Genomic DNA, 18,470 nt, shown 5'->3' with positions numbered 1-18,470 from the left:
ATGGCACTACGATTAATTGAAATGGTATTAACGGGGCAGGACAGCGAAGAAGTCCTGGAACTACTCAAGGAGCACAAGGTGCTGGAACATCGGCAGATCCGATTATCGGATGGGGAAGTACTGGTACGCATTTTATTGGAATCGGAACAAAGCGAGGCCGTGCTGGATTTATTGGATAAACGCTACACCGACAAGGAAGGCAACCGAGTAGTGATTCTGGCTGTCGAAGCGACATTGCCGCGTGCCAAGCCAGAAGCGGTCGATGCACCCGAACAACTGCCGGAGGAAAAATCACCGGAGCGGATCAGCCGGGAGGAGATGTACGAGGACATCAAAAATGCTGCGCAGTATTCGCAGGTTTATCTGGCGATGGTGGTGTTGTCCACCATCGTGGCGTCCGTTGGACTGTATTACGACAGCGTAGCCATCATCATTGGGGCGATGGTGATTGCGCCCTTGCTCGGACCGAACATGGCGTTGTCGCTTGGCACGACGCTGGGTGACTTGTCGCTGCTTCGTAGCGCAATCCGAACGGCATTGGCTGGGATCGTGACGACCATGGTGTTGTCGGTATTTATCGGCATACTGCTGCAAGTGAACCCAGATTCGCCAGAACTGGCGTCGCGCAACGGGGTGGGAATGGGCGACATCGCGGTGGCATTGGCGTCAGGCTGCGCGGGCGCACTGGCATTTACAACGGGTGTAGGGACGGCACTGATCGGGGTGATGGTGGCGGTGGCGTTATTGCCGCCGTTGGTGGCCTTTGGGCTGCTGCTGGGCGGAGGCCATCCGGCATTGGCAATGGGTGCGTTGTCGTTGTTTCTGGTGAATTTGATCAGTATAAACCTTGCTGGGGTAACGACGTTTATGGCGCAAGGCATTCATCCGGCAACCTGGTGGGAGAAAGATCAAGCCGATAAAGCCACGCACACCGCACTCAAGCTATGGGTAGCAATGTTCGCGGTATTGATCGTCCTGATCCTGCTGTTTCAAAAGAGCTGAATATTATCATAATCAAAACAGGAGCATACCATGCAAATCCAAATTAATACCGACCACAATATCGAAGGTCACGAGGCACTGGCCGCTCATGTCAGTGGCATCATAGAAAGTGCCTTGAGCCAAATCAGCGATCACATCACGCGAGTGGAAGTCCACCTGAGGATGAGAACAGCGACAAGAAGCACGGCAATGATGACATTCGTTGCATGATGGAAGCACGCCTCGAAGGCCGCCAGCCGGTTGCGGTCACTCACCATGCTCAGACCTTGGATCAAGCCGTTGACGGCGCTGCTGATAAGTTGTGCAGATTGATCGATAGCACCCTGGGGCGGCTGCGCGATCAAAAGAGCCATAGAGACTGACCCGCCGGCGCCGGAGATAGCCAATCTGTCGCCCGCACCATGAAAGCCTTGGACACTCTTGTCAGGTTACGTAATCAATACTTCCCAAGATCGTCATTCCGGCATGGAAGCGGGTATGACGAGCTTGCCCATTAATCCTACAAGGTAGAATTAACGCATGTACAGCAAACACAAGGTAAGAAGATGAAAATAAATGTCAAAGATTTCCGGGTGCCGGAAGGCGAAAAGGTCAACCTCGAAAAGTGGCCGACGCTCGTGGACCCAGTGTACAAGTCAAAGAAGAAGTACCACAAAATTCTCGAAGAACAGATTGAGGAGTTGAGCTCTCTGCAACGTCTTCACTACGCCTCTGACCGCTACGCGCTGTTGCTGATTTTTCAGGCCATGGATGCCGCCGGCAAGGACGGCGCCATCCGGCACGTCATGTCCGGTGTCAATCCGCAAGGCTGCCAGGTGTTCAGCTTTAAACATCCGAGTGCTACGGAACTGGATCACGATTTTTTGTGGCGCACCTCCAAGAATTTGCCGGAACGCGGCCGGATCGGCATTTTCAATCGCTCCTACTACGAGGAGGTATTGATCGTTCGTGTGCATCCGGAGATATTGCGCAGTCAAAAGCTGCCGGACGATCTGCTCGAAGAAAAAACCATCTGGGAGGAGCGCTATCGGTCTATTGTGGACCTGGAAAAGCATCTTTATCGTAACGGCACACGGATCATCAAGTTCTTCCTTCATTTATCAGAGGAAGAACAGCGGAAGCGCTTTCTCGATCGCATCGACGAGCCCGAAAAAAACTGGAAATTCAGTCTTGCCGACATTGAGGAGAGGAAATTCTGGAATCTGTACATGCAGGCCTATGAGGCGTGCCTGAGTGCAACCAGTACAAAAAACGCACCCTGGTATGTGGTCCCCGCCGACGACAAGAAGAACGCCCGGCTGATTATTTCCGAGATTATTCTCGATACTTTCAAGGCGCTCAAAATGAGCTATCCAAAAACCTCCTCAAAACGCGAACAGGAATTGCTGACGATCCGCAAGCGGCTTGAGAAGCAAGGCTGATTTAGCAACGAACCGAGGGGTATATATGACATCATTTCGCACAGACCGGTTTAACGCGATGCAGCAGGAACGGATGATTCAGATGCAGGTGTCTCCCGACTTCATGGATCCGGTGCATGAGTGGCGTCGTCTCTTTGCCGAGATGTGGGGTACGTTCCTGTTGGTTCTCGTCGCTGCGGGTGGCGGGGTAGTTGCTGCCCAGAGCGGCGGCGCTGTCAGCCTGGGCATGATAGTGGTTGCGCCCGGCCTCATGGTGATGGCGATCATCTACTTTATGGGCACCGTGAGCGGGGCGCATTTGAATCCGGCAGTTACCTTGGCCTTTACCCTGCGGGGTAACTTCCCGTGGCGCCGGGTACCGGGTTACATCTTGGCACAGCTGATCGGTGGTATTGCGGCGGCGCTCTTCCTGCGAGCCCTGTTTGGCTCTGTCGGTGCGCTGGGCGCGACCGTTCCGGGTAGCGGTGTAGGCAGTGGGACCGCGTTGATGATGGAAGTAGTGTTGACCGCCGGGTTGGTAAACACGATCCTGGGCACGGCCACAGGGGCGCGCAACATCGGCGCCAACGGCGCCATCGCAGTGGGTGGATATATTGCTCTGACAGGTCTTTGGGCGGCACCGATCAGCGGAGCCTCGATGAACCCGGCGCGCTCATTGGCGCCGGATTTAGTGCGTGGGGACCTCGGCACGGCGTGGATTTATGTGGCGGGACCGATCCTGGGTGCACTGATAGGAGTCGCCTTCGAGTGGATATTAAGGGGTAAGCCATCAACTGCAGGTTCGCTTGCGGCTCAAGGTTCCATCGGTGTCGATGAGTCAACACAGACACGTGAATAAGAATGAGATAAAGAAGTAAAAAAATCGAACAGATGAGATTGGAGGAACATCGCAGTGGAATCATCGCTTATATGAAATACTTGGTTGAAAAATAGCGTGCAATATCTGCACAAAGCGGCTGTAGTTTTAAATGACAAATTCAGCCCACCTTATACGATGGGCTTTTTAGATCATCCATTAATCATCATATACGGAGGTATCAGAGATGAGTGCACAAACGCTTATAGACACCGCGAGGACGCTTGTCGCCGGCGACAAGGGCCTGCTGGCGATGGATGAAAGTAATCCAACCTGCAACAAACGCTTTGCCCGGCTGGGGATTCCCCAGACCGAGGAGGCCCGGCGCGCCTGGCGGGAGTTGATTGTCACCACGCCCGGTCTCGGTCAGAGCATTAGTGGCGCGATCCTCTACGACGAGACGATCCGTCAGCAGAAGAAAGACGGCACGCTCTTTGTCAAAGTCCTCACCGATGCAGGAATCATTCCCGGCATCAAAGTGGATACCGGAGCAAAGGCTATGGCCGGTCATCCCGGAGAGAAAATTACCGAAGGTCTGGATGGCTTGCGCGGCCGTCTGGCTGAATATGCTCAAATGGGCGCCCGTTTTGCCAAGTGGCGCGCGGTCATTGTCATCGGCGAGGGCCTTCCCAGCCGGGGCTGCATCGAGGCCAACGCGCAGACGTTGGCTCGTTATGCCGCGTTGTGCCAGGAAGCCGGTCTGGTTCCCGTTGTCGAGCCGGAAGTGCTGATGGACGGCGGGCACACCCTGGAGCAATGCGGCGAGGTAACGGAGGAAGTCCTGCGAACGGTTTTCAACCAGCTTTACACACAACGGGTGATGCTCGAGGGTATGATCCTGAAACCCAATATGGTGCTGCCGGGATTGACCTGCCCCAAGCAAGAAACGGTGGACGAAGTGGCCGACGCCACGGTGAGGTGTCTTTTGCGAGTCGTTCCTGCCGCTGTCCCGGGGATTGCGTTCTTGTCGGGCGGCCAATCCAGCGAATTGGCATCGGCTCGTTTGAATGCCATGAATGTAAGATTCAAGTCGCAACTGCCTTGGGCGCTGGCGTTTTCGTTTGCCCGCGCCATCCAGCAACCGGCTCTGCAGATTTGGCAAGGCGAGGAGGCCCACGTGTTGGCGGCACAGCAAGCTCTGTATCATCGAGCTCGATGTAACCGGGCTGCGCGCCGTGGCGAATACAATGCCACGATGGAAAAGACATGAATGACAACTAGTATCCTACAACTCACGAAACCTGCTGCATAGCAAAGACTAGAGAATAGCCGTTATGAAACCTAATACCGACCAGCCCAAGGCTCCCGAGTCGAAGTCCGATACGAAGCCCGATGCGAACGACGAACTGAAATCCTTGCCCCTGCCGGAAGTGGAGAAAAAACTGGGGTCGTCGCCCGACGGCCTCAGTCAGGCTGAGGCACAGAAACGGCTGACCCAATATGGGCCTAACGAGATTGAAGAAAAGAAAACCAATGCCTTCCTGAAATTCCTCAGCTATTTTTGGGGGCCGATTCCGTGGATGATCGAAGCGGCCGTGATCCTCTCAGCGGTAGCCCAACATTGGCCGGACTTTGGCATCATCCTGCTTCTGCTTATGGCTAACGCCGTGGTCGGGTTCTGGGAAGAACATCAGGCGGGCAACGCCATCGCCGCGCTGAAAGCCAAGCTGGCGGTCAAGACGCAGGTGAAACGTGATGGGAAATGGACCAACCCGGAGGCGCGCGATTTGGTGCCGGGCGACGTCATCCATCTGCGTCTGGGCGACATCGTGCCGGCGGATGCGCGCTTGCTGGAGGGCGACCCGGTGGAGGTGGATCAATCCGCGCTGACAGGAGAGTCGTTGCCCGCCACGCGCAAATCCGGCGAGGCGGTGTTCTCGGGTTCGATCATCCGCACCGGTGAAACCGACGCGCTGGTGTACGCTACGGGCAAGAATACCTACCTCGGCAAGACCGCACAACTGGTGCAGGAGGTAGAAACTATTAGTCATTTTCAACGCGCGGTGTTGAAAATCGGCAATTACCTGATTATCCTCGCGGTGACTCTGGTGGCGGTGATTATTACCGTCGCGCTGTTCCGTGGCGATCCTATCCTCACCACCTTGCAGTTCGCCTTGGTGCTGACCGTGGCCGCGATTCCGGTGGCGATGCCGACAGTGCTGTCTGTGACCATGGCGGTCGGCGCGCGCCTGCTGGCCCAAAAACAGGCGATTGTGACCCGCTTGGCGGCCATCGAGGAATTGGCGGGCGTGGACGTGCTATGTGCGGACAAGACCGGCACCCTGACACAGAACAAACTGACTCTGGGCGATCCGTTCAGTGTCAACGGCATACCTCCCGACCAAGTCATCCTCAATGCCGCGCTGGCGTCACGCGCGGACAACAAGGACACCATCGATTTGGCCGTGCTGGGTGGCCTGAAAAATGACCAGGCCCTGAAAGACTATCAGGTGCTTCATTTCCAGCCGTTCGATCCGGTGCATAAGTGCACCGAGGCCACCGTCAAGGGCACGGATGGAAAGGAGTTCAAGGTGACCAAGGGCGCCCCGCAGGTGATCCTGGAGCTGGCGTCCAACACTGATGAGGTGAAGCCTTCTGTCGAGAAAGCAGTCAATGAATTTGCGGCGCGCGGCTTTCGTTCATTGGGCGTGGCGCGGGCCGATCAGGAAAACCAATGGAGGTTCCTAGGCGTGTTACCCCTGTTCGACCCGCCACGAGAAGAAGCCAAGGCAACCATCGCGACCGCGCGCGAGATGGGCGTGAAGGTCAAAATGGTGACCGGCGATGCACTGGCAATTGCCCAGGAAACAGCCAAAAAATTAGGCATGGGCAGCAATATTCTCAATGCCGGAGGCTTCGCCGACACCAAGCATCACGAGACGGCGCAGTTGGCGGAGTCCATCGAAAAGGCCGATGGTTTCGCCCAGGTGTTCCCTGAACACAAGTTCCACATTATTGATGTCCTGCAAAAAAGCGGTCACATTGTCGGCATGACCGGCGACGGGGTGAACGACGCCCCCGCGCTTAAGAAGTCCGACTGCGGCATCGCCGTTTCCGGTGCGACAGACGCGGCGCGTGGGGCGGCGGACATCGTGCTGATGACGGAGGGACTGTCGGTGATCATCGACGCGATCAAGGAGAGCCGGAAAATCTTCCAGCGCATGAACAGCTACGCGATCTACCGCATCGCCGAGACACTGCGCGTGTTGTTGTTCATGACCTTGTCGATCCTGGTATTTAACTTTTACCCGGTGACTGCGGTGATGATCGTGATGCTGGCGTTGCTAAACGACGGCGCCATCCTGTCCATCGCCTATGACAACGTCCATTACAAAGACAAGCCCGAGTCCTGGAACATGCACATGGTGCTGGGGATATCCACAGTGCTGGGCATTATCGGGGTCGTCGCCGCCTTCGGCTTGTTTTATCTCGGCGAGCGCGTCTTTCATCTCGACCGCGCGCACATCCAGACGCTGATGTATTTGAAGCTGTCCGTGGCGGGACATCTGACGATTTTCCTGACGCGCACACGCGGTCCGTTCTGGTCCATACGCCCCGCGCTGGTTCTATGGGTAGCGGTGCTCGGTACGCAAATCGTGGCGACCTTGATTGCGGTATATGGCGTGTTTATGACACCCCTAGGCTGGAAATGGGCCGGGTTCGTCTGGGGCTATGCGCTGGTGTGGTTCCTCGTTAATGATCGCGTGAAACTGCTGGCGTACCGGATATTCGATCCAACGGACGCGCCGCTATTGGAAAGGAAACCTGCCGATGCTACAGACCAAATCGCCAAGCGAGCCTATGAACTTTATGAACAGGGAGGCCGCCAGGACGGTCGTGCAGATCAGGACTGGATAAAGGCGGAGCAGAAGGTTTGGAAAGATGAAGCCAAAGCCGAGCCTCAACCTAAAGCCAAAACGGAGCCTCAACCTCAACCTGAAGCCAAAGCCGAACCTCAACCAGAGGCCAAAGCCGAAACACCAGCCGATTTGACGCCACAGATCGCCAAGCGAGCCTATGAACTTTACGAGCAGGAGGGTCACCATGACAGTGGAGCAGTTCAGGACTGGGAGAAGGCAGAGCGGGAGATTCGGAGAGATGAACCCCATAAATAAACAGACGCGAACAACGCGGCGGGCATGGAGGAAAGGATGAAGATGAAGATAAAAATCAATTCCACCCATTTCGGCAAACTTCTCTGGAGACAAAACCATGACCAATAAGCAATCACAACAACGTTATGAAATCGGCATGGTCGGCCTGGGTATCATGGGGCGCAATCTCGTGCTGAATATAGCCGACCATGGCTTTCCGGTGGCGGGCTATGACCAGGACCCGAACCAGGTTGAGGCCCTGAGGAAGGACTCCGCCGGCCGGGACATCTGCGGGACGGACAATATCAAGGACTTCATTGCTCTGCTCCGCCCGCCCCGTGCGGTTATGATGCTAGTGCCTGCCGGCGCGCCCGTCGATTCGGTCATCAAGGATGTGTTGCCGCACCTGGATAAAGGCGATCTCATTATCGATGCCGGCAACTCCTACTTCAAAGACACCGACGTGCGCGCCCGCAAGCTGTCGGCAAAAGGCATTCATTTCCTTGGCGTGGGTGTGTCGGGTGGCGAAGAAGGCGCGCGTCACGGACCGAGCATCATGCCCGGCGGGCCGAAAGTGGCCTATGAGCGGGTCCGTCCGGTCTTTGAAGCGGCGGCGGCAAAGGTTAACGGCGATTCCTGCGTGACCTGGCTGGGCCCTGGAGCAGCCGGGCACTTCGTGAAAATGGTTCACAACGGCATCGAGTACGCAGTGATGCAACTTATCGCCGAGACCTATGACCTGATGAAACGCGGTTGGGGTTTGAACGATGCTGAAATGCATGAGGCCTATGCTTCATGGAATAAGGGCGAACTTAACGGTTATCTTGTGGAGATCACCAGCCATATTTTCTCCAAACAAGACGAGAAGACCGGCAAGCAGCTGATCGACGAAATCCTCGACGTGGCCAAGCAAAAAGGCACCGGCATGTGGACTTCGCAGAGCGCATTGGAACTGCAAGTACCGATCCCGACCATTAACCTGGCGGTCGAGATGCGGGACCTGTCCGTATTTGCGAAGGAACGGGAGCAGGCCGGCGCAATTTATCAGCTATCCCATCGGCGCTTGGCCGGCGACCACGACACGTTCCTGACGCAACTGGGCCGCGCGCTTTTTGCCGCGATAATCATCACCTATGCGCAAGGCATGGCGCTGTTGGCGGTGGCTTCGGAACAATACCAGTATCACCTCGATCTTGAAGCCGTGACGCGAATCTGGCGAGGCGGCTGTATCATCCGCGCCGCGTTGCTGGAAGAAATCTGCTCGGCGTTTCGAACGAGGCGGGATCTGCCGAACTTGCTGCTGGATCCCAACTTGTCGGTCAAGCTCATGGAACATCAGGAAGATTTGCGTCAAGTGGTATGCCAGGCGGCCGAGTCAGGGGTGCCGGCACCGGGGTTGATGGTTTCGTTGGGTTATTTCGACGCCTATCGCAGCGCCTGGCTGCCGGCCAATCTCATCCAGGCCCAGCGCGATTATTTCGGGGCGCACACCTATGAACGCATCGATGCCAAGGGCACCTTTCACACGGAATGGGAAAAGGGAGGAGAATCATGAAAACCGGTGAATCGAGCGAGTTTGGTTACCATGATGACAACAAAGGGGGGCGCTGTTATGGACCATAACTCCAACCGTACGACGCCGGCTGATGCACTGGTGGTCTTCGGCGTGACGGGCGACCTCGCCCACAAGATGATCTTTCCGGCGCTCTACGCGATGGTTAAGCGCGGCATCCTCAACGTGCCGGTAGTAGGCGTCGCCTCCTCGAAGTGGAGTCTGGCGCAAGTGCGCGAAAAGGCGACGGACAGTATCAAGCAGGCCGGTAAGATCGATGACCGGAACGCCCTCGACCACCTGCTTTCCCAGCTCCAGTATGTGGGCGGTGATTACAACGATCTGGGTACGTTTAAAGCGCTCAAGCAGACGCTGGGCGATGCCCGGTATCCTGCTCATTACCTCGCCATTCCACCCTCTCTGTTCGCGACGGTTATCAAAGGGCTCGGTGCCGCGGGCTTGGCCGATCAGGCACGCGTCATCGTTGAAAAGCCGTTCGGACGCGACCTGGCTTCGGCCCGAGAACTCAACCGCATCGCGCTGTCGGTATTTGCGGAAGATTCGATCTTCCGCATCGACCACTATCTAGGGAAGGAGGCGATCATGAATATCCTCTATTTCCGCTTCGCCAATTCGTTTCTCGAGCCGATCTGGAACCGCAACTGTGTGGCCAGCGTGCAGATTACGCTGGCCGAGGATTTCGGCGTAAAAAGTCGCGGCGCATTTTACGAAAGTGCCGGCTGTCTACGCGACGTCATCCAGAATCACCTGTTCCAGATTGTCGCGCTGCTCGCCATGGAGCCGCCGGCCTATCAGGGCTTTGGCGCCGTTCACAGCGAGAAAGCCAAAGTGTTCCAGGCTATGCGCCCTCTACAGCAGGACGATCTTGTGCGCGGTCAGTACGCGGGCTACCGGAAAGAGCCGGGCGTAGCGAAAGGCTCGGACGTCGAGACCTTCTGCGCCCTGCGGCTGTTCATCGATTCCTGGCGCTGGGCGGGGGTGCCGTGGTACCTGCGATCCGGCAAATGTTTAGCGACAACAGCAGCCGAAGTTCTGGTAGAGTTAAAGCCGCCACCACAAAGGCTGTTCGACGATTCAGCACCGGTGGCCGGGCGGGCCAATTATCTGCGTTTCCAGCTCTCTCCCAACTCCGCTGTTGCCCTCGCCGCGCGCGTAAAACGCGCGGGCAAGGAGTTCGTCGGCGACCAGCGCGAGCTTTACCTGCTGGATGAACAGCCGGGAGAGGAAACACCCTACGAGCGGCTGTTGACTGACGCCATGGCCGGCGATGGCGCGCTATTTACCCGTGAGGACGCGGTTGAGGCTGCCTGGGCGGTGGTCGATCCTGTTCTCGGCACGCACCACAAGGCTTATTCGTACAAGCCCGGCAGTTGGGGGCCGAAACAAGCTGATGCGCTTATTGCGGCACACGGAAACTGGCACAACCCTCAATTGCCAGGGGCAGCGGAATGACAGCATCGAACGAGGTTGTATTCCTGCTGGATGTGGACAACAAGCTGCGCATTCTGGCAGCGATGAAAAAAGTCTGGGGAGACCGTTTGACGACGGTGTTCCCGCGCCAGGGACACTACGCGTTCGACCCCGGAAATATCGCCGCCTATCCACCCGCTGACATAACGATTGAGCATATCGGCGGCCTGATCAATGTCGATTTTTCCTCCTTGCTCGGCATCCCCAAAGCCGGCTGTGCGCAACAGGAGGCATCATGAAAGTCACACAACAACTGCACGATCCCGGTCAAAGCCTCTGGCTCGACAACATCACTCACGGGCGACTAACGAAAAGAGGAAGATGTGCTCGCGTTGCAGGAGCGTTGGCAGCCGAAGCCAGCGCAGGAAGAGTTGACGGATTCGGCCTCAAAGAAGAACAACTGGTCGAATCCAGAATCCAGAGTCAATGGGATGGCCATGTCACCATAAATGATGGGCGGAGGTAATTTACTGTAATGGAGACAGAAACAATCTTCATCTTGCTGTTCGTTGTGGCCACAGCCGTAGCGATCGCGGTGCAACGTCTGGCCGTTCCGTACACGGTGGCCTTGGTCTTCACCGGCTTGGTGTTGGGGCTGCTGCATGTCTTCGAAGCGCCCCACCTGACGAAAGCGTTGCTATTCGGCATCTTCCTGCCGGGGCTGCTCTTCGAGGCCGCGTTTCATATCGAATTTAAACAATTCTGGCGAAACCGCCTCGCCATTTTTTCGTTGGCCCTGCCGGGCGTGGTGGTGGCAATCGTGCTGACGGCCCTGGTTTTGACACCGGTCGCCAACTTGCTGCATTTCGTGCAAGGTTTTACCTGGAAACATGCGCTGGTTTTTGGGGCGCTTATTTCCGCCACCGACCCCATCGCCGTCGTCGCGATCTTCAAGAATCTGGGCGTCCCGAAGCGTCTGGCCGTGTTGCTTGAGGGCGAGAGCCTGCTCAATGATGGCACTGCGATCGTTTTCTTCACGCTGAGCCTTGCGCTGGTGACAGGAACGGTGGTGACAGCCGGCGGATTGGCCTTCGATTTTATCAGGATCGTCGGTATCGGCGCACTCATTGGAACGGGAATCGGCCAGGCGGTTTCACAAGTCATCAGGCAGGTGGACGACCCGATGATCGAGATTACGCTGACGACGATTGCAGCGTACGCTTCTTTCCTGGTTGCTGAGCACTTTCATTACTCCGGAGTGATTGCAACCGTCTCGGCCGGTATGCTCTGCGGAAACTATGGCGCCCTCGGTATGTCGCCATCAATCCGGATAGCCGTGGAGTCGTTTTGGGAATACGTGGCCTTTGCTCTGAACTCCATCGTCTTCCTTCTGATTGGTCTCGAGGTGCAATTCCAGGCATTGCTGGCCTCCTGGCAGGCGATCCTGGTCGCCTATCTCGTGGTCACAGGAGGCAGGGCGATGGTCATCTTCGGCGTATCTTCGCTGTTACGGAGGACGCGGGAACGTATTCCCTGGGCGTGGAGCGTGATCCTGACTTGGGGCGGGTTGCGCGGCGCGTTGTCCATGGTGCTGGTGCTGAGTCTCCCAAAGGATTTTGCGCATCGGGAATTGCTGGTCTCGATGACCTTCGGGGTCGTCATTCTTTCGATCCTTATCCATGGGTTAACGATGTCCCCGATACTGCGATGGCTGGGCATTGGGCGCGGACAGCAGGAACGCACCACGTATGAGTTGACGCGCGGCAAGTTGCTGGCAGCCCATGCCGCGTTGGAAGAAATCAATCAAATGTCACGCGTCCATTTCACCCATCCGGAGGTGCTCGCCAGTCTCCGCCGCGAATATGAGCAAAAGATTGAACTCGATAGTACAGCGCTGGCTGAGTTGCATCTCAAGGGACAGCAACTTAAAGCCGAGGAATTACAATGGGCTGGACGGCATCTGCAGTCGGTGGAAAAAGACGCGGTGATCGATGCCTTTCGCCGCGGACTTCTCAGTCAGACCGTCCAGGAAAAGTTGCTGGCTGATATCGATGCGCAGTTGCTGCGTCTCGAATCCGGAGAATCCGATGGGTCCGCAGAGCAAAAGCCGTTCCCAAACCGCGCCGATGGGCATAATTCAGAGGAATAGTTGGGCGGGAAATAAAACTATTGTTCGAGATAACATCACCATGATATTCGAGGAGAGAAAGCCATGACAGTAAGCCCTTTTGCAGGAAAGCCGGCCACAGCATCGATGCTGGTGAATGTTCCCAGACTCGTCACCGCCTACTATACAGAGACGCCTGATCCTTCAGTGCCGGAACAAAGAATTGCCTTCGGCACCTCGGGGCATCGTGGTTCTGCGTTCGAAAACAGTTTCAATGAATGGCATGTCCTCGCCATCAGTCAGGCCATTTGCCAGTACCGTAAACTACAGGGTATCGATGGTCCATTGTTTCTGGGTATCGACACGCACGCGCTGTCCGTGCCGGCTTTTGCCAGCGCGCTTGAGGTGCTGGCGGCAAACGGGGTGGACGTCATGATCGAGCAAGGGGATGAATATACCCCAACCCCTGCCGTTTCCCACGCGATTCTCACCTACAACCACGGGCGCAAGACCGGACTCGCTGACGGCATCGTCATCACGCCGTCACACAATCCGCCACATGCCGGCGGCTTCAAATACAATCCCCCAAGCGGCGGGCCGGCCCGATCCATTGTCACCGCCTGGATCGAGGCAAAAGCAAACGCGTTTCTTGAAAATGGCCTTTCGGGTTTGAAAAGGATTCCTTTTGAGAAAGCGCTTCGCGCCCCCACGACTTACCGGCACGATTTTTTAAATGCTTACATTACGGATCTAGCCAATGTGCTGGACATGGACGCCATCCGCGGTGCGAAGCTCAAGATGGGTGTTGATCCCCTGGGAGGCGCTGGCGTGCATTATTGGGGACGAATCGCCGAGCGCTATGGGTTGAATCTGACGGTTGTCAACGAGGCCGTTGACCCGACCTTCCGTTTTATGACGGTGGATTGGGACGGCCAGATTCGCATGGACCCATCATCACCCTACGCAATGCAGAGCTTGATCGACCTCAAAGATCGCTTCGACATTGCCTTCGTCTGCGACACTGATCATGATCGGCATGGGATCGTCACCAAAAGCGCGGGGTTGCTGCCGCCCAATCATTACCTTTCGGTTGCCATTTTCTACCTCTTCCAGCATCGACCAAAGTGGAGCAAGGATGCAGCGATTGGCAAGACGGTAGTCAGCAGCCAGATGATCGATCGCGTCACCGCGAAGCTTGGTCGGAAGCTCTACGAAGTGCCTGTCGGCTTCAAGTGGTTCGTGGATGGCCTGCTCGACGGTTCGCTTGGCTTTGGCGGGGAAGAGAGTGCGGGAGCCTCCTTTGCCCGCATCAATGGCAATGTTTGGACGACGGACAAAGATGGCATTGTTCCTGCTTTGCTATCGGCGGAGATTGCCGTGCGGATGGACCGCGATCCCGGCGATATTTACCACGAACTCACGCGCGAGTTCGGTGAACCTGCCTATGACCGTGTTGAGGCTGCGGCCACTCCGGAGCAAAAGGAACTATTGGCGAAACTCTCACCCGAGCAGGTTAAACTCACCGCTCTGGCGGGCGAAAAAATCCGGACTGTCCTCACTCAGGCGCCGGGCAACGGCGCGCCCATCGGTGGGTTGAAGGTAATCACCGAGAGTGGATGGTTTGCGGCGCGCCCGTCAGGCACCGAAGATATTTACAAAATATATGCTGAGAGCTTTCTTGGAGCGGATCATTTACGCCACATTCTGGAGGAAGCGCAGACAATCGTGAACAAAGCTATTGCACCGGCGGCTCCGCCCACAAAAAACATCGAGGAAAAATGATGAAAAGAGTTGATCTGATAAAATTGAATGGTACGCCTTGGGTAGAGACAATCGTAATTGTCGTCTTGGGATTTTGTTTAGCGTCCTGTGCAAAAAATTCACAACCTGTTCCGGAGGCGGACTATTCGACGAAAATTGTCGGTCGCTGGCAAGGCACGGTTGGCGATTTGAAAGAAACAATGTCATTCGACGGTAATGGTACTTTCGTCTGCTAACTATATCCTATGGGGTTCATTGCTAATACTCTTTTCCCAAGTGCAACGGGTACGGTTCGCGGAACTTGGAAAATCACCGGTGCAATTATCACTCTGGTTATCAGTGGTGCGGAAAACGAGCAGTTAATGAACAAGATTGCTTCAAGCACGATTATGTCGTTCAAGGTAAACGAACTTGTATTAAAATCTGATCAGGGTGAGACCTCGTCCTTCCAGCGAGTGAGCGTGAGAGATGAGTCCCCCATAGCAGACGGGGATTCCGTTTAAACCAAAATGTAAGGGAAAACCATGAGCGGCAAGAAATTAACCACTGACGCTGAACTGGAAATGCTTCAAGATGTATCATTCAGCTACTTTCTGCATGAGACGAATCCAGATAACGGGCTGGTGCTCGACAAGACCGAAGCGAATTGGCCTGCCAGTATTGCCGCTACCGGCTTTGCGTTGGCGGCTTATCCGGTGGCTGTCGAACGGGGATTTATGTCGCGTGCCGCAGCGGTAGAACGAACGCTGACCACCCTGCGTTTTTTCTGGAACAGCCCGCAAGGCTCCGAACTTGACGCCACCGGCTACCGGGGCTTTTATTATCATTTTCTCGACATGCGAACCGGTCGGCGCGCCTGGCAATGCGAACTGTCAACGATCGATAGCGCTTTTCTGCTGGCGGGTGCATTGACGGCGGGAATGTATTTTGACGCGAATACGGCGGACGAGCATGAAATTCGGACCCTCGCCGACGCGCTCTATCGCCGTGCGGATTGGCAGTGGGCGCAAGACGGCGGTGGCATGGTTACGCACGGCTGGAAACCCGAAAGCGGCTTTATCAAGTACCGTTGGGAAGGCTACGATGAGGCGCTGCTGCTGTATATCCTGGGGCTGGGTTCTCCCACTCATCCGCTGCCCGGGAACTGCTACGCTGCGTGGACTTCGACATACCGGTGGGAACATTGTTACGGATATGACTATCTTTACGCCGGGCCGCTATTCACGCACCAGCTTTCGCATATCTGGATTGATTTTCGCGGCATTCAGGACGCGTTCATGCGCGTTAATGGGATCGACTATTTCGAAAACAGCCGCCGCGCCACTTATGTGCAGCAAAGGTACGCGATGGCCAATCCGCTCAAGTTCGCAGGTTACGGCGGATGTTGCTGGGGGATTACCGCGAGCGACGGCCCCGGCCCTGACACGATCAAAGTGGGAGGCATCGAGCGCCAATTCTACGGTTACCTGGGTCGAGGCGTGCCCTACGGACCCGATGACGGCACCCTCGCGCCGTGGGCAGTGGTGGCGTCGTTGCCGTTCGCGCCCGAGATTGTGTTGCCCACATTGGACTATTGCATTCACCAGGTTAAATTAACAGCGTTCAACCCCTACGGCTTCAAAGCGACTTTTAACCCGACCCATCCGGTAAAATCCAGCAATCCCTATGGCTGGGTATCACCTTGGCATTACGGGCTTAATCAAGGGCCGATTGTTCTCATGATCGAAAACTATCGTACCGGCTTATTGTGGCGATTGATGCGAGACTGCCCTTACATCACTAGCGGATTGAAGCGAGCAGATTTTGGCGGTGGTTGGCTATGATCCTTGTATGAATTATATACTGGTTGAAAATGCCCGATAAATCCATAACAACGAATTGTAGATTACAGGGGTTGAGATGCTTCCCGTAAAAGACTTTAGACATCCATGTGTGCGCTGGCGAACAGACAATCTTACGAGAAATACAAATAATAAATTTGTGGATAAAACTGTCTGATAGTTGGTTCAGGCGCCGGTATTGAACCTAAGAGGCAGAGGAATCTTAGAACGCGTTTTAAAAGCCTCTAAATCAATTGAACGCTTGGTAAAATAAGCCTATTTTAATTTCATATGTCTAAAAAAGACGGACGAAAAAACGCTATCCTACTGATCTGAACAAAAGACGTTGGGGCATCATTAAAGTATTACTGCCAGATGCTCGGCCTGGTGGACGTCCCCGAGCAACTGTAATGGTCAACTAAAACCGGACACTTTCTTAAGCAGTCTTCTTATAGAATTCCCGCTCAAATTCCAGCGGGGTTTGATAGCCTAATTGGCTCTTCCCGATTTCGTGGGGTGACCACTACATATAGTGTTAGGCATAACCCAATAACCGCCGACCTTCGACATCGAGCCAGATATGTTGGAATAATCGACCTAAATTATATATCCCGTAGCAACGCCGCTTAATGACTTTGATTTTATTATTGAGTCCTTCAACAAAACCACTCGATTGCCGTTGAATGAAATAATTAGTGATTTCATTCATCCACTTCCGTAACGTCCCCACAAACGAATCAAAACAGCTCAATCCTAACTCTTGCACTCGCTTGATCCAGGCCTCCAGCTCAATAACAGCCTGCGTTTTAGTCAAGGGCTTATTGAAAATAGAGCTCATGACTTCTCTAAGAATATAGACTTGTTGCAGAAGGGGCGAATAACGGAACAGCATCAACAGCGATACCTGTTGCTCCTCGGTTAAATCGATCCAACGCTTCCGAAATGCCCACATCACGCCTTTAAGTTCGGCATATTTTCCATCGGACAGGGTCTTTTTCAGTACATGCATTTCCTGCTTTCTGGCCTTATCGGCGCATCCTCGGTAATTCTTGGCGACATGAAACCGATCAACAATCACCGCAACCCCTGGTAACGTCTCATAAACAGCATTGCTATAACCTTCATACATATCAACGCAGACCCGCTGAATAGTGGCTTTTTGCAGTGGCGGAATAGCCGCCAAAAAGGCTTTGACCGTGTCTTTTTTTCGATCAGGTAATACCGCCAATATGTGCTTTTTACCCTGCTCATTAATAGCTGAGACAATGACGACAAAATCCTTGTGCCCTTTCTTCAGCGCAATCTCATCAATACCGAGCAACGGTATAGATTTAATTTTATGCCATTCAACCTGCTGATGAATATGGCGGTTGATGATGCCTTCCACGGCGGCCTCACCGATACCACGCTTCATGCTGACATCGGTAATAGTGCTATTAATCAATTCGCGTAATAGCCATTGCTCATAGGCTTTGGTATGCGGGCTTTTGCTGTCATACCAACTGCACGTCTGTGTGGTCGTGGGGCCGTTGTCGCAGTATTGAGTTTTTGAAAGCACTGAGAGATAATCCTAATGCGCCGGTAAATAGCGTGAAGGGTATGTCTGGCAGGGTTATTGCCGGTAATCAAAGCTTGTATGGTGATGGAACCGGAACTATTGCTGAGGCTTATGGTCGGATGGGTAAGGCTATGGATCGCGGTACTGTTTATGCTCAAGATATAAGAGGCACTCAATCAGTGTCAATGCCAATGCCAGCGTTACCCAAAATGCCAACCGCTGTTAGTTATGTCGCTGAAGTATCACCCGGCGTGATTTTGCCTATGGGTTCCGGTAAAGATGCAAAAAATATGAAGGTATCAATGCCCGGTGGTAATCGAGGCGCGCATGAACGTGGAATGGTGCATATCCCGAAGCCGGAGAAGAAAATAATCTCAATAAGTTGGCAGTATTATTGATTAATAAAAAGTGGACGCAAGCCTTACAGGGCTTGACGTTTAGCTGTGTTTTTTATATGAAAAAATAGGAGTATCAAGCAATGGCGATTAAATCAAAGCGCGGAGGGCAAAGGGTGGGGGCCGGTCGCAAGGCCGGTGTTCCCAACAAATTAACATTTGAGATTAAGCAGGCTGCATCGGTTCATGGCAATGAGGTACTGTCCACATTGATGAAGATAATTCGTGATTCTGAGACACCGGCCAATGTGACCGTGGCGGCTTGTCGTGAATTACTTGACCGTGGGTTTGGTCGGCCAGCGGTGAGTATTGAGGTGCAGCCGGTAAATGTGAACGTGTTCCCGGCTAGGCTGTCGAAATACAGCAACTTTGAATGTATTTTGATTTCCCGACTTATGGATTGATTCGAGTGGGTTTTAAAGTTGAATGGATTGCATTAAAATGAACATTAAAACAACGCACTCGTTCAATTA

The 18,470-nt window shown here is 54.4% G+C and carries 18 protein-coding genes; 17 read left to right on the top strand and 1 reads right to left on the bottom strand.

From position 1 onward, the window contains the following. From RW114_RS15200 to RW114_RS15130, 15 genes are all read left to right on the top strand, one after another. A complete protein-coding gene (locus tag RW114_RS15200; RefSeq protein WP_340123610.1) occupies window positions 1–1,002 on the top strand; it encodes a TIGR00341 family protein in 1,002 nt (333 codons plus the stop codon). A gap of 30 nt (window positions 1,003–1,032) precedes the next feature. Beyond that, the gene (locus tag RW114_RS15195; protein WP_340123609.1) at window positions 1,033–1,212 is read left to right on the top strand and encodes a hypothetical protein; all 180 of its coding nucleotides are present in this window, start codon (window positions 1,033–1,035) and stop codon (window positions 1,210–1,212) included. Continuing rightward, window positions 1,209–1,364 carry a hypothetical protein gene (locus tag RW114_RS15190; protein WP_340123608.1) on the top strand — a complete coding sequence of 52 codons (156 nt, stop codon included), beginning with the start codon at window positions 1,209–1,211 and terminating at the stop codon, window positions 1,362–1,364. The genes RW114_RS15195 and RW114_RS15190 overlap by 4 nt, the downstream gene beginning before the upstream one ends. A gap of 183 nt (window positions 1,365–1,547) precedes the next feature. Next, window positions 1,548–2,423 (top strand): ADP-polyphosphate phosphotransferase, encoded by an 876-nt coding sequence (locus RW114_RS15185; protein ID WP_340123607.1) that lies wholly within the window; start codon window positions 1,548–1,550, stop codon window positions 2,421–2,423. A 25-nt stretch (window positions 2,424–2,448) separates the two neighbouring features. Continuing rightward, window positions 2,449–3,261 carry an MIP/aquaporin family protein gene (locus RW114_RS15180; protein ID WP_340123606.1) on the top strand — a complete coding sequence of 271 codons (813 nt, stop codon included), beginning with the start codon at window positions 2,449–2,451 and terminating at the stop codon, window positions 3,259–3,261. Window positions 3,262–3,466: 205 nt separating this feature from the next. Continuing rightward, a complete protein-coding gene (locus tag RW114_RS15175) occupies window positions 3,467–4,489 on the top strand; it encodes a class I fructose-bisphosphate aldolase (protein WP_340123605.1) in 1,023 nt (340 codons plus the stop codon). A 64-nt stretch (window positions 4,490–4,553) separates the two neighbouring features. Further along, the gene (locus RW114_RS15170; RefSeq protein ID WP_340123604.1) at window positions 4,554–7,394 is read left to right on the top strand and encodes a plasma-membrane proton-efflux P-type ATPase; all 2,841 of its coding nucleotides are present in this window, start codon (window positions 4,554–4,556) and stop codon (window positions 7,392–7,394) included. Between the two features lie 97 nt (window positions 7,395–7,491). Continuing rightward, window positions 7,492–8,928 carry an NADP-dependent phosphogluconate dehydrogenase gene (gene gndA / locus RW114_RS15165; protein WP_340123603.1) on the top strand — a complete coding sequence of 479 codons (1,437 nt, stop codon included), beginning with the start codon at window positions 7,492–7,494 and terminating at the stop codon, window positions 8,926–8,928. 57 nt (window positions 8,929–8,985) lie between these two features. Then, window positions 8,986–10,398: a glucose-6-phosphate dehydrogenase gene (gene zwf, locus RW114_RS15160; protein WP_340123602.1), complete on the top strand. Its 1,413-nt coding sequence runs from the start codon at window positions 8,986–8,988 to the stop codon at window positions 10,396–10,398. Next, the gene (locus RW114_RS15155) at window positions 10,395–10,655 is read left to right on the top strand and encodes a hypothetical protein (protein WP_340123601.1); all 261 of its coding nucleotides are present in this window, start codon (window positions 10,395–10,397) and stop codon (window positions 10,653–10,655) included. The genes zwf and RW114_RS15155 overlap by 4 nt, the downstream gene beginning before the upstream one ends. Next, window positions 10,652–10,882 (top strand): hypothetical protein, encoded by a 231-nt coding sequence (locus RW114_RS15150; RefSeq protein WP_340123600.1) that lies wholly within the window; start codon window positions 10,652–10,654, stop codon window positions 10,880–10,882. The genes RW114_RS15155 and RW114_RS15150 overlap by 4 nt, the downstream gene beginning before the upstream one ends. A 9-nt stretch (window positions 10,883–10,891) precedes the next feature. Further along, complete coding sequence (locus tag RW114_RS15145) at window positions 10,892–12,505, top strand: Na+/H+ antiporter (protein WP_340123599.1); 1,614 nt, start codon at window positions 10,892–10,894, stop codon at window positions 12,503–12,505. 63 nt (window positions 12,506–12,568) lie between these two features. Then, complete coding sequence (gene pgm / locus RW114_RS15140) at window positions 12,569–14,245, top strand: phosphoglucomutase (alpha-D-glucose-1,6-bisphosphate-dependent) (protein ID WP_340123598.1); 1,677 nt, start codon at window positions 12,569–12,571, stop codon at window positions 14,243–14,245. Beyond that, the gene (locus RW114_RS15135; RefSeq protein ID WP_340123597.1) at window positions 14,245–14,460 is read left to right on the top strand and encodes a hypothetical protein; all 216 of its coding nucleotides are present in this window, start codon (window positions 14,245–14,247) and stop codon (window positions 14,458–14,460) included. Before pgm ends, RW114_RS15135 begins: the two co-directional genes overlap by 1 nt. A gap of 288 nt (window positions 14,461–14,748) precedes the next feature. Further along, the gene (locus RW114_RS15130) at window positions 14,749–16,047 is read left to right on the top strand and encodes a glucoamylase family protein (protein WP_340123596.1); all 1,299 of its coding nucleotides are present in this window, start codon (window positions 14,749–14,751) and stop codon (window positions 16,045–16,047) included. Between the two features lie 532 nt (window positions 16,048–16,579). Here RW114_RS15130 and RW114_RS15125 read toward each other — a convergent pair. Beyond that, on the bottom strand, window positions 16,580–17,602 hold the full coding sequence (locus tag RW114_RS15125) for an ISL3 family transposase (RefSeq protein ID WP_340123595.1): 1,023 nt from the start codon (window positions 17,600–17,602) through the stop codon (window positions 16,580–16,582). Between RW114_RS15125 and RW114_RS15120 the strand changes: the two genes are divergently transcribed. Together RW114_RS15120 and RW114_RS15115 are read left to right on the top strand one after the other, a co-directional pair. Then, window positions 17,593–18,000 (top strand): hypothetical protein, encoded by a 408-nt coding sequence (locus RW114_RS15120; protein WP_340123594.1) that lies wholly within the window; start codon window positions 17,593–17,595, stop codon window positions 17,998–18,000. The genes RW114_RS15125 and RW114_RS15120 overlap by 10 nt on opposite strands. A gap of 80 nt (window positions 18,001–18,080) precedes the next feature. Next, a complete protein-coding gene (locus RW114_RS15115; RefSeq protein WP_340123593.1) occupies window positions 18,081–18,401 on the top strand; it encodes a hypothetical protein in 321 nt (106 codons plus the stop codon). The last annotated feature ends 69 nt before the right edge of the window (window positions 18,402–18,470 follow it).

Source organism: Methylobacter svalbardensis (assembly GCF_037671525.1).
Lineage (GTDB): Bacteria > Pseudomonadota > Gammaproteobacteria > Methylococcales > Methylomonadaceae > Methylobacter_A > Methylobacter_A svalbardensis.
Note: the sequence above shows the minus strand (reverse complement) of the source record. Positions and strands in the feature narration are given on the sequence as shown.